The sequence below is a fragment of the Acinetobacter sp. SA01 genome, from assembly GCF_011319235.1.
GTDB lineage: Bacteria > Pseudomonadota > Gammaproteobacteria > Pseudomonadales > Moraxellaceae > Acinetobacter.
Genome location: NZ_WXXM01000009.1, coordinates 35,331 through 49,509, shown reverse-complemented (window position 1 = coordinate 49,509; position 14,179 = coordinate 35,331). Strand labels below are relative to the sequence as shown.

Sequence of the window (14,179 nt, the reverse complement as noted above, 5' to 3'; positions counted from 1 at the left end):
ATTAAGCCCCTTCACTTTCAAAAGCCAAAGGCAAGATAGCTTCAATCATTTCTAGTTTTGTTTGAATTTCGATAATAAGATTGGCGACAATTTCCGCTTTAATCATTAGCCTGTTGCCGCCTTCAAAACATTGAAAAGTAGCAATCGAAATGTCTTTTGCACTTGCTACCAATTCAAAAGCAACATCTTGGGCATTTAAATGATTAGCTTCATGGTGAGGTGCAAAAAAAGCACTGGTAGTACCTAAATCTGGGTTATAGGCTTTATTGATTTGATTCGACATTGTTACACTCCCCATACTTTTTTAAGCATTGAGGAAATGCGCTTAACTAATCCCTGCTTTTGTGCAAAGTCATTAGACTGGATACGTTGGCGTGTAATTTGATGAATATTAGGCATGATTAATGCGCTCCTAGATTTAATTTAGAAGCTCTGCCAATTACGACCAAGTAATTAAGGTGGCAAAGCTGAAAGGGGTTGGTCGACCAGTAATCTAGGTAACTGGCACACTCGAAAGTGTCCCCCTCCAACTTCACCATAACATGCGAACGCATAGAGAAATTACGCATACAAAAAAAGCCCATTAAGCGGACTGTATGCGCTAGATATTCATAGCCGACCAAAGCTAACTTCGAGATTTTGCTCAAAGCGAAGTAACTATAACCATACTTAGGCATATTGGCAATATTGAATGATTTATTTTTCATGCTTTCACCTCACTGCACCAAGTTGATATTGATATTTGAATCAATCAAAACGTCGTCATTCGATAACCCTACCTGCTGGCAGTTATCCATCATTTGCAATAAATGCTGTTCTGCTTCTTCAAAGCTAATGCCGAAATGCTTTGCAATGTCCTCTAGGCGGTACATTGGCTGGCCGTCATCCGTGTAACCGCTTGGTAGTGGTAGTAGGTTTAGCTCTTTCGCCTTTTGGTTCATTTCCGCTTTGATATGTTCAGGGGTGTAGTGCATTGTCAGGATAAGTGCCTGCTCTGTGATAGGGTGGTGTTCCCCGTACTGCTCAAGCATTGTTTTGTAGTGGTCAAAGGCTTTAAAAAACTCAGGGTCTACATGCTCAGTCATTGTTAAGCCCCTTAAAAGTAAGCTGTAAATTTGCTTTGCATGTTTCAATACGGACGGCGTTTAAATGCTTTTCATGTTTACGGCGGTGCATACCTAAGCTATGAAATGTGCCTTTGTCCTTGGATACTTTTTCCTGCATACATAGGCGGTTCAGTTCTTCATAAGCGGTTTGCCGTGCTGAATATGAACCGGTCTTGCGGATCGAGGGCAGCACCTCAGCAAATACCCAATTTTGGAAATTCAGCGCTTCGGGTTTAGTCGACCTAAAGACAATCCGGTAAAGGTTTTCTTCACTAATAAAAGTGAGTTTTTGAGTTCCGCCATTGGTAGGGGTATACATGAAATGTACACCCTTTTCATTTAGGCTAAATCGGCTTGCGTGAGCATTTTTAATATCTAATGCTTTACACACATCAGGAAAACAAAACAAAGGTTCGCCACTGGTATCAAGGGCAACTCTTACGCCGTGTTCATTAAAATTAAATATTGCTGGTTTCATGCCTGCACCTCATCTAGTTCATACCGTGCATGGGTTCCTTTACCGTTCAAGTTGGGTTCGTTGTGGGTTACGATGTTGTGCCCAGCAATACGTAAACGCTGAATGACGGCGCTCAACCGGTAGCAATCAAAATGATGAATAGCCTCAGCCTGTGAAAGTGTTTTACCAGTTTTAAGGTGGGCTAAAACTTGGGTTTGATGGTTTGTACTCATGCTTTGCCCCCTATGTTGATTCCATCCAGGAGGGTTGAAAGGTGGTGCATGGCCTGCTGTTCAGTATCAAGCATTTGTACGATGTGCTTAGGTGAGATATGAACAGTTTTAAGACGTGCTGGCCGGATATATTCAGCGAGGGCATCAATGCGCTTTTTGACAAGCTCTGTGTATTCCATAGGCTCATCAATGCCGGCTTTCATACTGCGCTGGTACTGAGTATCCAGTACGCCGTATAAATCATTTAATGTAGCTGAGGTGTCTTTTAACTGACTATGATTAATAGAGGTCACTAAATCACGGTTATAAACATCTTTGGCCACGGCGTTTAATTGCCGGCTGGCATTTAAGGCAATGGCTTTAATTTGAGTTTTAGTCATAGATTAAGCCTCCAATACTGCAAGGCTTTGCTTTTGCTTGTTGTGCCACTCCACAAGCTCCGCATAGTCAAAATAGACTGGGGCCTGCTTAGCAGTTCCCATCTTAATTGCCTTCGGAAAATCAGCGTCAGTACGCACGATGTGGCGCAACGATTCGCGGCTTATGTCTAGTAGCTCACAAGCGGTTTTGAATTGGACGCGGATTGGATTAATAGTCATTTATGCACCTATATGGCTAAATATTGTTAGGGCATAAAAGCAAAAATGTGGATAGGTGGGGTAACTGGGGTAAAGAAAGAAAATACCCTAGCTTGGGTAGGTAGGGTATATATAAATCAATTATTTAGGTGGTATTTATTTTTTATAATTTTTATCTCTTAGATTGCCCCAGCTTACAAAAGGAGTTGTGATTTCCCGTATTTTTGAAGCTGATCCAGCTTTTTTATTTACCTCATAGCATGTATTGTTCTCTAGCCATTTAATGGCTTTATTAGTATGACTATCACTCTTTGGGTTAGTAATATAAATATGCTCCCATAATTTAATTGAGAGCACTAAATCAGGTGCGTATCGGTCAGTAGCTGATTCATCAAAAATCAAGGCTAAAAGATTGTTTTCTTCTACTCGCTCAATTAGCGGTTCTGATTCCAACTGCTTAATACGTTCTTGTGCTGCTGCCAGTTCGCCCCTTAGTCGTGCAATCTCAGCATTCTGATTCTCAATATTTGGCTCTGTCTGTTGAAGTTTTGGAATGCCAAAAGTCGATTGATTTTGTTGTGATAGATTGTCGTTAAAGCCAGCAATCACATGATTACGATCAAATAAAAATTGTTGTAATGATGTCCTAGAAATCATGCCATCATTATCCATATCTAATTTTTGAGCTTTTAATCCACCCTCAATAACCTTTACAGCTTGTATATGTTCTCCATACCTCCATGCATCATAAATTAAATCACCACTATCTATATATGCCTGCATTTTCTCTGGCTCATCAAAAGAGATGAAGCAAGCTGATTCAACAACTGTAAAGTAATCATTCATTGCTAGAATTTTTATATGTGACGGTAACAGGTTGTCTAATTGCTTTGTATTGTTTTCATCTTGATAGGGAATTTGCTCATATTCATGCGGTTGATCCATAAAGCTATAGATAAATAATTCATCCTTAGCTATCTCTAAATCAGGAATATCATCTTTCAATATATTTAAATAATGAGTATCCCAAATGTATTGCTGGCGCTTATCTAAATTGGCATCTTCTGTACCAAATACATTAAGCTCCTTAATACAATCTAAATTTAAAAAGTCAGCTCGAATCCAATAGTTTTCCTCACAACCCCTGCTGTATTTATTGTTATTTGCAACCCTAAAAGATGGGTAATGTTTTTGATCTTTAGCAACATATTCCAACCAGAAAAAACAGTGATTTTCACCACACCAATGAGTCTCATCGATTGATGAGCTAGTGGCTTCTATTTTGTAATTATTTTGGCGCGCATAACTATCTAGCTGACCAGGCACATTTTTATTCAAAAGGTAAGCTGATACCTCATAGATATTGGAATTGGTTTTTTCAGCCAATAGATTTATAGCTTCTTTTAATGAAATAAATTTTAAGCTTTCATCTTCTTTTATTAAATTCAATAAACCCATTTATGCCTCCCACAGCATCCCAATAAAATAGCTAAGCCAATCAGATTGGGTATCTGACTTTCGGTAGCGAACCTAGACTTAGCAAACTGAATATAAACGATATTTAATTATAATTGTGTATATTTGGGTAAGTGGTGTGACAAGGTATGTCGCAATAGAACTATACGAATCGCAAACTGTCGCAATCGAATCGCAAACGGTTTGCGAAACGCAATCCCTTATATAGCAAGACATACAAAGCCTATTCGCAAAATCGCAGAGTTTCTAGGGAAATATATTAAAATGCAGATTGAGCGATAAGGTTTATCACTTAGCCAGTTTTGCGTATTTAAAATTAATCACATCATTGCTTAAAAGCTGCTGAGTGAAGTCATAAGGACTTATAAAGCTGTTCTGATTTGCTTCCAGGTAGTCACTCCACCAATTCAACATAGCTTTCCGTTCTTCCATGTATTCTGCTTGGTGCGTATATGCCAAACGTACCTGGTCACGCTCTTGGTGGCTCATTTGCTTCTCTACTGCTTCCTTTTGAAATAGCGTGCTTTGTACCAGGGCAGAACAAGCCATACCCCTAAAGCCATGCCCGCATATCTCATTATCAGTGTCATACCCTAAACGGCGCAAAGTATTATTGATTGTGGTTTCACTGATAAAGCCTTGAGGGTCGCCGTTCTTGGGAAAAACATTTTTAGTCATGTGACTATAGATATGAATTTCATTAAGAATAGAAACAACCTGAGGCGATAAAGGTATCAGGTGCTCAGTTTTCATTTTGGCACCACGATTAGAATACTTCTGTCCTTCTATTAATTCCCGCTCTGGTGGTATGGTCCATATCCCCTTTTTAAGATCGAACTCAGTCCAACGAGAAAAACGTACCTCACTGGAACGCGCAAAGGTATGCAATGTGAACGCCGTGCATAATCTTGTTAATGGATAGCCAGTATCACTGTTCAATCTTTGCAATAGCTCAGGCAGTCGTTCAAGTGGTAATTGCGGATAGTGTTTTGCCTTATTGGTCTTAACAAATACGTCCTTTAAGAAATAAGATGGGTTTTCCTCTAATAAACCTCTTGAGATTGCATAAGCAAAGATGGCACTAAATCTCTGTCTTGTTTTCTTAAGTACCTCTGTAAATCCTTTTTCCTCAATTGACCGCAAAACCATAACTAAATCTTTAGGCTTCACTTCATCAATAGACTTCTCTCCAATCAAGGGGAATACATACTCTTCTAAATTTCTTAATGCTTTGTTTGCTGTATCGGGTATCCATCTGCCTGTATTGCTGTATTCCTTGTGCCAGTCCCGGGCTATGGCTTCAAAACTAAATGAGTTGTCCTTTTTATACTTTTGGATTTCTTCATATTCGATTGGATCTATACACTGTGCCAATAACTTTTCATATTCGCGGCGTTTATCCCTTGCTGACTTTAGACTTAATGCGGGAAAGTTGCCTAACGTCATCAATCCATCTTTACCATTGGCTTTTTTATATTTATATCGCCACACCTTAGTGCCACTCTTTCGGACAAACAAAATTAAGCCCTGTCCATCGTATAAAGAATAGTCTTTATCTTGTGGCTTGGCGCTTGTGCATTTGGAATCTGAGAGCGGTGTTATGTGCTTGGCCATAGTCAGAATAAGGATACAAAAGTGGATAGAATCGAATATATCCTCATATATATCCTTATAACTTGCAACTATATCCTTATTTATTTTGTTATGTTCTGCTATGTTTTTATATAAGTCCTTGTATATAAAGGGCTTAAAACTATGTTCTTGTATATTTTGCTATTGATTTGGTGCGCTCAGCGGGACTCGAACCCACGCCACAGGCTTCGGAGACCTGTACTCTATCCAGTTGAGCTATGAGCGCGCGATGCACATCATAACAAAAAAAACCGTAAGGTAAAGCAACTATATATAAGTCATCAATTTTTGTGCTTATACTTTGAGCAATGTTCCATTATTGTAACAGACAATTCCTGCTTATTTACTTGGTTTATTCAGCAAGATCACTCACAATACTCATACTATTCACCAGGTGAGAATTTCATGACTGATGCATTGACCTTGAGGGACGTATCCAAAACCTATCGTAACGGTTTTCAAGCACTAAAAGGAATCAACCTAACGGTACCTGAAGGTGAGTTTTATGCCCTCCTTGGTCCAAATGGTGCGGGTAAATCAACCACCATCAGCATCATTAGCTCACTGACCAAAAAAACCTCTGGTACAGTGGAAATTTTTGGCCATAATCTGGATACCCATCCTTCAGAAGCCAAACAATGCCTAGGTGTCGTACCGCAAGAATTCAACTTTGGTCAGTTTGAAAAAACCTTTGATATTTTGGTGACTCAAGCCGGCTATTACGGTATTCCTAAAAAAATTGCAGAAAGCCGAGCTGAAGAATATTTAGAAAAATTAGGCTTATGGGAAAAACGTGGCATACAGGCACGCATGCTTTCTGGCGGAATGAAACGCCGTTTGATGATCGCCCGTGCCATGATGCATCAACCTCGGCTGCTCATTTTAGATGAACCGACTGCCGGTGTAGATATTGAATTACGCCGTTCAATGTGGGATTTTCTCACCGAAATGAACGAAAAAGGCACATCCATTATTCTGACTACGCATTATCTAGAAGAAGCTGAAATGCTATGCCGTCGCATTGCCATTATCGACCGTGGTGTGATTAAAGAAGATACCAGCATGAAATCTTTCTTGAATCAGCTCAGTGAAGAATCCTTTATTTTTGATTTGGTCGAACCGATTCAACCGCTGCATCTTGAAATTATTGGTGTGCGTTTTAATTTAATTGATCCTGTCACTTTAGAAGTCACCATGGATAAGGCACATACCGTGAATGAATTGTTCCAACTGCTGGAAGCGCAAGGCATTCAAGTGCGCAGTATGCGTAATAAATCGAATCGCTTAGAAGAACTGTTTGTGAAAATGGTTGAAAAAAATCTTGACGGAGCTGCGCAATGAACTTTAATCAACTCAGTGTTGCGCTGTATACCCTGGTACATAAAGAAGTGCGTCGCTTCATGCGCATCTGGCCACAAACCTTATTGCCGCCTGCCATCACCATGAGTTTATATTTCGTGATTTTTGGCAATTTGGTCGGTTCGCGAATTGGCACAATGGGCGGCTTTAGCTACATGCAGTTTATTGTACCAGGCCTGATTATGATGGCCGTAATCACCAACAGTTATGCCAACGTCTCCTCCAGTTTTTTTAGTGCAAAATTCCAGAAAAGCATTGAAGAACTGATCATGAGTCCTGTACCGCTGCATATGATTTTGTGGGGCTATGTAATTGGTGGTGTTTGCCGGGGTGCCTTGGTTGGTATCATTGTCACTGCCATGAGCTTGTTTTTTACCGACTTATATATCACCAACTGGTTCGTCACTATATATACCGTGCTGATTACGTCATTTTTATTTTCATTAGGCGGTTTTATTAATGCTGTTTATGCAAAATCATTTGATGATATTTCGATTATCCCCACTTTTGTACTGACTCCACTGACTTATTTAGGTGGTGTATTCTATGCCATTAGTGCTTTAAGTCCATTTTGGCAAAATCTCTCTTTAATTAACCCGATCGTATATATGGTCAATGCCTTCCGTTTCGGCATTTTAGGTCATAGTGATGTTAATGTTTCCATTTCATTGACTGTGATTACCTTATGTTGTGCTGTGCTATATGGCATAGCGTACTATTTACTTTCTCGTGGTTCAGGAATGCGTGAATAATGAGTGTAGAACATTCTCTATTAGGTAAAGACACCAATTATCCAACAGAATATCAACCCGATATTCTGTTTCCAATTTCACGTGCCACTGCACGTGAAAAATACGCCCATGTTGAAGGTATTCAGCAAGGTCAAGACTGGTGGCATGTTTTTGAAATTTCCTGGCTCAATGCTGCAGGCATTCCTCAAGTTGCAATTGGCCGTATAACTCTACCGGCATCTTCACCTAACCTGATCGAATCAAAATCTCTCAAGCTCTACTTTAATAGTATGAACTTTACCCAATTCGATTCAAAAGAAGCATTTATTGCAACGGTCGAAAAAGATTTATCTGCTGCGGCAGGTGCACCGGTCACGCTGACTTTATTTCAGGTAGATGATCTGGATATTTCCAAACCTGAAGGAATCTGTATTGATGATTTAAGCCCTGAACGCCTGGAAAACCATCCAGATGCGAGTTTATTAACATTAGACACAGAAAATAGTGAACAAGTTGAAGTACAACTTTATTCACATTTACTACGCAGTAACTGTCCAGTCACCGGCCAGCCAGACTGGGGCACAGTTTTTATACGTTATCAGGGTAAAAAACCTTGTTATCGCAGTATTTTAGCTTATATTATTTCTTACCGTCAGCATAACGGTTTCCACGAACAATGCGTGGAACAGATGTTTGCCGACATCTGGCAAAACCTTGCGCCGGAAAAACTGATGGTATATGCAACTTATACACGTCGTGGCGGATTAGACATCAACCCTTGCCGTGTATCCGATGCGACATGGATGCCTCGCCCCATTCGTTTGGCGCGACAATAAAATGAAGAATATTGAGGTTGTTTAACATGCCATTTTTTGGTTTTATTCCTTCTGCAGAATTATTAACAAGTATTCAAACAGGTCAGGAAAAGAAAAATTCCAGCGAACCGCTATACCCTTTACGCGACAAGACTGCATTGCTGATCAATGATGAAATCATTGATGCTATTTTGACTGAGCTTGTGCGTCGTTTCCCAGCCAGTGATAAACGTGATACCGCTGAAAAACTGGCCGGTTATGTCAAATCAACCGTTGCAGTTTTATTGAAACAGTTGTTGAGCAAATCCTCCAATGATGTAGTAAAACAGTCAATTGAGTTTTCACAAAAAAGCCTGTTTAAAGATGCAGATGGCAATTTCCGTGTAGGTGAACCATTAGATGCCAGTCTGGTGACCAATCTTAAAAATAGTTATGCGGAAATTAAAGCAGGCAATGAGGTAAATAAAGCAGTCTTAACTGAACTTTATAAGCAGTTTGCTGAAGCGACCGTACGTCATTTCATGAATGACTTTAATAAAACCCTAGATTTAGGCATGATCAAGCGTAAAGCTGCCGATCTGGGTTCTGCTGCAGTGATTAAAGCCGTACATATTGCTGTGGAAAAAATCATTCCGCATCTAACTAAAGGTGAGTTATTGGTACTGGCTGAATATCACGATACCTTATTTCATGCTTGAGCACATTTAACATGATCTAAAACCTGGCAATCGCCAGGTTTTTTATTGCAAAATTTTATTCCCAAACCATAAGTGCAGCACTACTGTCTTTGTGAGTATTTGTCTTGATCAAATTTATAGATGTACTGGGTATTATATAAATTTCAGAAAAGGCTTTATGATCTCTGCCTCAATCATTTATACAAATAATTTCAATATAAAGTGTTGAGCAAAATCAAACCCTACTGAATTCACTTTTTATACTATTTTAGGGCTTAAATTTTTATCTCTTTCACGTTTTTTATAGCAACAATCATCAAGAAAAATTTCAATTTATGAACTTGTAAGATGGTTGTCTAGCAAGCAGATTCTTGCATGCTTGAATAAGAAATAAAAAAGCAGGAATTTTTCTAAATTTTGTTTTCAAATAGACTTTTTTAGCGATCTGATACAAAGAAGCCATAACAGAACATATTTTTACCTGACCGGTAAATATTAGATGATTTATTACAATTAAGCATCCATCCAACCAGATACAATGTTCTGATGTTTTTTCAGACAAACACCTCCTGATAATGCAAAATCACTACTAAATTTCATATTCTGGGCTTATATAAAACGTATCATTGCAAACAATATAAAGAACCGGGCTGGATCAGCTTAAGCAGACTGAACTTTAATTTGCAGTTCTTCTGCTGAGTATACACAGTACAGTTCAAAGAACTGGCATCAAATACATGGATTTATGCAATAAATAACGTTCTTTGTCTTTTTTTGTATATGGACTTGTGGATACAGCCCTGGTCAATGCTATCTTAACCACTTGAAAAATTCCGTTATCTTTCATGAAATGGATTTTTGGTCACTATATTTGTAATACCGTCTTTTAGCGTCGTGAAGTCAATTTACACACACTGATTATGTTTTTGGAACTTTGAGTAATATGTTAAGTATCAACTTTTATAACAGCATTAAACGTCTTCCTTTACTTCTCGGTGCACTTTCCATCACCAGTTTCTGTCAAGCTAACGATTTTTATAATAACCCCGCATATAACAGCTTTAAACAAAAGACCATGCAAACTTATAGCTTGAGTGCAGAACAGGTCGATTGGGCCATGAATGGCTCAAAAAACCTGCCTAATATCATCAATATCATGAACCGCCCTGGTGAAAGTAAACCCTGGTATGAATATAAAACCAATTTTATGGCGGAAAGCACCATTCAGCGTGGGGTACGTTTCAAAACTCAATATGCCGACACTTTAAACCGCGCTGAACAGCAGTTTGGTGTACCGCAATCGATCATTTTAGGGATTTTAGGGGTAGAAACCGGTTTTGGTGCCAATAAGGGTAATTTCATTACCCGTGATGCCCTAGCAACCCTAGGCTTCGGCTATGAGCGACGTGCCCAGTATTTCCAGAATGAGCTCGCGGCACTGATTGCATGGACCTATAAAGATGGAGTACCTGCCAGCTCAGTGGTTGGCTCTTATGCTGGAGCGATTGGTTATCCTCAATTCATGCCGAGCAACATTAGCAAAATGGGCGTGGACTATGATGGCAATGGACATATTGACTTAAGAAATTCTGCCGTAGATGCTATTGGTTCTATTGCCAACTACTTGGCACAACATGGATGGCAACGCAATCAACCCATCGGCTTTGCTGCCCGCTATACAGGGAATAATCCAGACTCAATTATTGCAAAAGATTTGGAACAGCCAACACCATATGGCGCTTTAAAAACTCAAGGCATCACCCCGATCAATCCGATTGTACAAATTGATGATCTGGATATGGTAAATATTATTCAACTTCAAGATAGTTATGGCCCGATTTATTATATTACCTATCCAAATTTTCAGGTCATTACGACCTACAACAAGAGTCGCATGTATGCTACAGCGGTATGGCAATTAGGTAACGAAATCGTCAGTCGTTAAGACTGATTTTTACCAAACAACACTAAAGTCAAGATTTATTTTTGATAAATTGTTCATAAAATGAACATATTAAACATTATGTTACAATATTGATTAAATTTTAATCTAAAAACGATGCTTTTCTGTACTTTTTGTAATTATTTTAATTAAAAAGTAGACAGCTTTAGCTTGGCATGAATATTATCCATCTCGTCAAATGTAGTTGCAAAAGAGAATTAACAGACTTGATCGCTTTTATTTCAATCGCTTAATTGAGATAAAAGAGCAGTCTTTAGGAGTTTAATAATGCATTCCTCGATAAAGTATATTTTAGCCTTAACTACCACCTTTGCCCTGAGTCAGTCTCAAGCAGAATTGGTGCAGTCATCATTTAATACCGATAGTGACAACTCCCGCTTGGCCACGCGTGTATTAAATAAAGATGCTCAAAATTTTAATTCCCACTTTTCAAATTTAAATAGTCTTTCAATCGCTGAACGTTCTGGTGATAAAATTCGTCGTCAAACGATTGCCGCAAAAATTGAAATCCCTGCAGACGAGCCTTCAGTGATTGAAAAGCTAAATACTGTTGCATCGAATACAGTACGTAAATTTAGCCAAACTGGTGCAGCTTCTTGGTACGGTCGTCAGTTCCATGGCCGTAAAACTGCAAGTGGTGAAACTTTCGATATGAATGGTTTAACTGCAGCTCACCGTAGCTTGCCATTAAACTGCTATATTCGCGTAACCAATAAAAACAATGGTAAGAGCGTAGTGGTAAAAGTGAATGACCGTGGTCCATTCCATGGTAATCGTGTTCTAGACTTATCTTATGGTGCTGCAAAACAACTCGGTATTACCAATGCAGGTACTGCAAAAGTAAACATCGAACGTGTGGATGGTCCAAATTCATAAGAGCTTGCCAGACTCCTGATACATTTGACACAAAAGCCACTTCTCGTGGCTTTTTTAATGCCTGACCAAAAGTAACCATCTCCCCAATCTTGTTCACAACACCCCAACATCACCCATCCTTTACAAACAAATATTACTAAGCCGCTCATGTGAGGACTGCTGTCTGATTTATATTTTATCTTTACAAGAATAAAGCATGGATTGATGGATGTTCATCAATAAAAAGCCGGAGTAAACAAGGAAAGCTATAACAGAATGGCTGAATGAATATAGTGAAAACCATCAGAACAAAATTAACAAAGTCATTCACTGAGCTTATGTGCTCGCTATTTTATTTTCGATCATTGCTCTTGCTCATTTCAGTGCGTTAATCACGGCCTTAATTTTGGTTTTAAGCTTGGTCTTTTTACACGACTAAACTTAGTCCTTGCTGTCGCAATGGCTGCTCTCATTCTAATCATGGCGTGGCTGATTTTTATTTTGCCTCTAGGAACAGGATTTTATATTGCGCTTTTCATTTTAGCCTGAATTGGGCAATTTTATAGCCATAAGGTCGAGAGAAAAAGTCTTCCTTGTTTAAATATCTCCAGTTCCTCCTCATTGGCCGCGTATGGTGCATGAATGCCCACACAATTGAACCACCAGCAAAAATTTAAACCCGCCAAAAATCGAAAAACAACGCAATTTAAGAGCACTTATCGTTTTAGCCTTCTAAAGGACCTTTATTGATAGATTCTCCCTTTCTATTTCAACCATACTTCTGCATATCATTATTGTGGAGCGTGAGTAATCCAGTGAATTAACCCACCTTTTTCAGAGTACTCATATTCTTCATAGAACCCGACCGTATCTCCCTTTTGCAATCCATCAATGTGGGAACTTAAATAGATATTATGAGCCACTAACACGGTTAGGCCATTCTGCAATTGTAGAATAAACTTTTGATGACGTGAGCCGTTGTTATCATCCACTAAAACCACTTTGACTGTTCCGCTTGACTGGAGCTGTATATTGTTTTTTGTGTTTGAAAGGCCTGTTGAATTTTTGCATCATCATTTGGAATTTGAAAATTTGATGCTTTCGAATCTAGAGAGGCTTTCTGAAATTGTGATTTCGATAAAATTTCAGTATGTGCTTTTGAATTGCGGAGCAATTCATTTAAAGGATTTTGCCGTTGTTGTAAATCAATACCAAAATAGACAGCAACTAAAACAAAAATAATGGCATCGATACCCATCTGGGCTTTGTTCACCATCTTTATTGCTCTCTCACAATTTTAAACTCCGCATAAAAAAAGCCCCAAACGGGGCTTTTTTTGCAAATAATCAGAGATTATTTTGCAGCAGCTTGAGCAGCAGCAACTTCTTCAGCGAAAGAAAGTTCAGCTTTTTTCTCAATACCTTCACCCACTTCGAAGCGAACGAATTGAGCAACTGTAGTCGCTGTTGATTTAAGAACATCAGCAACTTTCTTGTCGTTGTCGATTACGTACATTTGACGCTCAAGAACAACTTCGTTCAAGTATTTTTCAACTGAACCAGTTACCATTTTTTCAACGATGTTTGCAGGTTTACCTGATTCCAATGCTTTCGCTTCAGCAATTTCTTTTTCTTTAGCGATAAGATCAGCAGATACGCCTTCCGCAGTTACAGCAACTGGGTTGAACGCAGCAACGTGCATCGCAATACCTTTACCAGTCGCAGCATCACCGTTGTAAGATACAACAACACCAATTTTTAAACCGTGTTTGTAAACTGCAAGGTTTTCGCCTTCAACAATTTTCGCACGACGTACTTGGATGTTTTCACCAATTTTTTGAACAAGAGCAATACGCGCTTCTTCAACAGTTGAACCATCTTCAAGTTTCAATTCAGCAATTTTAGCAGCATCAGTTTCGTTTGCAGCAAGCGCAGCAGCAGCAACTTTAGTCGAGAAACCAGCAAAGTTTTCGTCTTTAGCAACGAAGTCAGTTTGGCAGTTTACTTCTACAAGAATAGCTTTGTTGCCTTCTTGAACAATAGTGATTGCACCGTCAGCAGCAATGTTACCAGCTTTTTTAGCTGCTTTTGCTTGACCAGATTTACGAAGGTTATCAATCGCTAATTCGATGTCACCGTTCGCTTCTGTTAAAGCTTTTTTACATTCCATCATTGCTAAACCAGTACGGTCACGCAATTCTTTTACCATGCTCGCAGTAACTGCAGTCATGTTATTCTCCTAAATACGGTAGAAAAATGAATCTGTTCAACAAAAACGGCCCAAAGTGTTCTCTGGAC

The 14,179-nt window shown here is 39.0% G+C and carries 16 protein-coding genes, 1 tRNA gene and 2 pseudogenes; 7 read left to right on the top strand and 12 right to left on the bottom strand.

Translation table 11 applies throughout. The features are described from left to right. Window position 1: 1 nt before the first annotated feature. The 10 genes from GTU69_RS09935 to GTU69_RS09895 all read right to left on the bottom strand — a co-directional run bounded on the left by GTU69_RS09935 (window position 2) and on the right by GTU69_RS09895 (window position 5,708). Window positions 2-283 carry a hypothetical protein gene (locus GTU69_RS09935; RefSeq protein WP_166170172.1) on the bottom strand — a complete coding sequence of 94 codons (282 nt, stop codon included), beginning with the start codon at window positions 281-283 and terminating at the stop codon, window positions 2-4. A 118-nt stretch (window positions 284-401) separates the two neighbouring features. Beyond that, on the bottom strand, window positions 402-707 hold the full coding sequence (locus GTU69_RS17185; protein WP_240921619.1) for a hypothetical protein: 306 nt from the start codon (window positions 705-707) through the stop codon (window positions 402-404). Between the two features lie 9 nt (window positions 708-716). Continuing rightward, window positions 717-1,085, bottom strand: a complete 369-nt coding sequence (locus GTU69_RS09930; protein WP_166170171.1) for a hypothetical protein — start codon at window positions 1,083-1,085, stop codon at window positions 717-719. After that, a complete protein-coding gene (locus GTU69_RS09925; RefSeq protein ID WP_166170169.1) occupies window positions 1,078-1,584 on the bottom strand; it encodes a BRO family protein in 507 nt (168 codons plus the stop codon). Before GTU69_RS09925 ends, GTU69_RS09930 begins: the two co-directional genes overlap by 8 nt. Beyond that, window positions 1,581-1,796 (bottom strand): helix-turn-helix domain-containing protein, encoded by a 216-nt coding sequence (locus tag GTU69_RS09920; RefSeq protein ID WP_166170167.1) that lies wholly within the window; start codon window positions 1,794-1,796, stop codon window positions 1,581-1,583. The genes GTU69_RS09925 and GTU69_RS09920 overlap by 4 nt, the downstream gene beginning before the upstream one ends. Next, window positions 1,793-2,176, bottom strand: coding sequence for a hypothetical protein (locus tag GTU69_RS09915; protein ID WP_166170165.1), 384 nt, complete (start codon window positions 2,174-2,176; stop codon window positions 1,793-1,795). Before GTU69_RS09915 ends, GTU69_RS09920 begins: the two co-directional genes overlap by 4 nt. Window positions 2,177-2,179: 3 nt before the next feature. Beyond that, on the bottom strand, window positions 2,180-2,395 hold the full coding sequence (locus GTU69_RS09910; protein WP_166170163.1) for a transcriptional regulator: 216 nt from the start codon (window positions 2,393-2,395) through the stop codon (window positions 2,180-2,182). Between the two features lie 135 nt (window positions 2,396-2,530). Further along, window positions 2,531-3,832, bottom strand: a complete 1,302-nt coding sequence (locus GTU69_RS09905) for a hypothetical protein (RefSeq protein ID WP_166170161.1) — start codon at window positions 3,830-3,832, stop codon at window positions 2,531-2,533. 306 nt (window positions 3,833-4,138) lie between these two features. Further along, window positions 4,139-5,464 (bottom strand): integrase arm-type DNA-binding domain-containing protein, encoded by a 1,326-nt coding sequence (locus GTU69_RS09900; RefSeq protein ID WP_166170159.1) that lies wholly within the window; start codon window positions 5,462-5,464, stop codon window positions 4,139-4,141. A gap of 168 nt (window positions 5,465-5,632) precedes the next feature. After that, a tRNA-Arg gene (locus tag GTU69_RS09895) sits at window positions 5,633-5,708 on the bottom strand. 179 nt (window positions 5,709-5,887) lie between these two features. Here GTU69_RS09895 and GTU69_RS09890 point away from each other — a divergent pair. The 7 genes and pseudogenes from GTU69_RS09890 (at window position 5,888) to GTU69_RS17180 (ending at window position 12,559) form a co-directional block, all read left to right on the top strand. Next, on the top strand, window positions 5,888-6,823 hold the full coding sequence (locus tag GTU69_RS09890) for an ABC transporter ATP-binding protein (RefSeq protein ID WP_166170157.1): 936 nt from the start codon (window positions 5,888-5,890) through the stop codon (window positions 6,821-6,823). Next, entirely contained in the window at window positions 6,820-7,593 is a 774-nt protein-coding gene (locus GTU69_RS09885; RefSeq protein ID WP_086195004.1) for an ABC transporter permease, read from the top strand. Before GTU69_RS09890 ends, GTU69_RS09885 begins: the two co-directional genes overlap by 4 nt. Beyond that, entirely contained in the window at window positions 7,593-8,408 is an 816-nt protein-coding gene (gene queF, locus GTU69_RS09880) for an NADPH-dependent 7-cyano-7-deazaguanine reductase QueF (protein WP_166170156.1), read from the top strand. Before GTU69_RS09885 ends, queF begins: the two co-directional genes overlap by 1 nt. Window positions 8,409-8,434: 26 nt before the next feature. Next, window positions 8,435-9,085: a hypothetical protein gene (locus GTU69_RS09875; RefSeq protein ID WP_086195002.1), complete on the top strand. Its 651-nt coding sequence runs from the start codon at window positions 8,435-8,437 to the stop codon at window positions 9,083-9,085. 922 nt (window positions 9,086-10,007) lie between these two features. After that, complete coding sequence (gene mltB / locus GTU69_RS09870) at window positions 10,008-11,009, top strand: lytic murein transglycosylase B (protein WP_166170154.1); 1,002 nt, start codon at window positions 10,008-10,010, stop codon at window positions 11,007-11,009. 285 nt (window positions 11,010-11,294) lie between these two features. Further along, entirely contained in the window at window positions 11,295-11,903 is a 609-nt protein-coding gene (locus GTU69_RS09865) for a septal ring lytic transglycosylase RlpA family protein (protein WP_086195000.1), read from the top strand. Between the two features lie 247 nt (window positions 11,904-12,150). Further along, window positions 12,151-12,559 (top strand): annotated as a pseudogene (locus GTU69_RS17180) (Mpo1-like protein). Between the two features lie 114 nt (window positions 12,560-12,673). Here GTU69_RS17180 and GTU69_RS09860 read toward each other — a convergent pair. After that, window positions 12,674-13,158: pseudogene (locus GTU69_RS09860) on the bottom strand (DUF3465 domain-containing protein). A gap of 77 nt (window positions 13,159-13,235) precedes the next feature. Continuing rightward, a complete protein-coding gene (gene tsf / locus GTU69_RS09855) occupies window positions 13,236-14,111 on the bottom strand; it encodes a translation elongation factor Ts (protein WP_086194999.1) in 876 nt (291 codons plus the stop codon). Window positions 14,112-14,179 lie beyond the last annotated feature (68 nt).

Excerpts from the sequence above, each read along its gene's own strand:
- GTU69_RS09935 (WP_166170172.1), bottom strand. The coding sequence starts at position 283 with ATGTCGAATCAAATCAATAAAGCCTATAACCCAGATTTAGGTACTACC.
- GTU69_RS17185 (WP_240921619.1), bottom strand. The coding sequence starts at position 707 with ATGAAAAATAAATCATTCAATATTGCCAATATGCCTAAGTATGGTTAT.
- GTU69_RS09930 (WP_166170171.1), bottom strand. The coding sequence starts at position 1,085 with ATGACTGAGCATGTAGACCCTGAGTTTTTTAAAGCCTTTGACCACTAC.
- GTU69_RS09925 (WP_166170169.1), bottom strand. The coding sequence starts at position 1,584 with ATGAAACCAGCAATATTTAATTTTAATGAACACGGCGTAAGAGTTGCC.
- GTU69_RS09920 (WP_166170167.1), bottom strand. The coding sequence starts at position 1,796 with ATGAGTACAAACCATCAAACCCAAGTTTTAGCCCACCTTAAAACTGGT.
- GTU69_RS09915 (WP_166170165.1), bottom strand. The coding sequence starts at position 2,176 with ATGACTAAAACTCAAATTAAAGCCATTGCCTTAAATGCCAGCCGGCAA.
- GTU69_RS09910 (WP_166170163.1), bottom strand. The coding sequence starts at position 2,395 with ATGACTATTAATCCAATCCGCGTCCAATTCAAAACCGCTTGTGAGCTA.
- GTU69_RS09905 (WP_166170161.1), bottom strand. The coding sequence starts at position 3,832 with ATGGGTTTATTGAATTTAATAAAAGAAGATGAAAGCTTAAAATTTATT.
- GTU69_RS09900 (WP_166170159.1), bottom strand. The coding sequence starts at position 5,464 with ATGGCCAAGCACATAACACCGCTCTCAGATTCCAAATGCACAAGCGCC.
- GTU69_RS09890 (WP_166170157.1), top strand. The coding sequence starts at position 5,888 with ATGACTGATGCATTGACCTTGAGGGACGTATCCAAAACCTATCGTAAC.
- GTU69_RS09885 (WP_086195004.1), top strand. The coding sequence starts at position 6,820 with ATGAACTTTAATCAACTCAGTGTTGCGCTGTATACCCTGGTACATAAA.
- queF (WP_166170156.1), top strand. The coding sequence starts at position 7,593 with ATGAGTGTAGAACATTCTCTATTAGGTAAAGACACCAATTATCCAACA.
- GTU69_RS09875 (WP_086195002.1), top strand. The coding sequence starts at position 8,435 with ATGCCATTTTTTGGTTTTATTCCTTCTGCAGAATTATTAACAAGTATT.
- mltB (WP_166170154.1), top strand. The coding sequence starts at position 10,008 with ATGTTAAGTATCAACTTTTATAACAGCATTAAACGTCTTCCTTTACTT.
- GTU69_RS09865 (WP_086195000.1), top strand. The coding sequence starts at position 11,295 with ATGCATTCCTCGATAAAGTATATTTTAGCCTTAACTACCACCTTTGCC.
- tsf (WP_086194999.1), bottom strand. The coding sequence starts at position 14,111 with ATGACTGCAGTTACTGCGAGCATGGTAAAAGAATTGCGTGACCGTACT.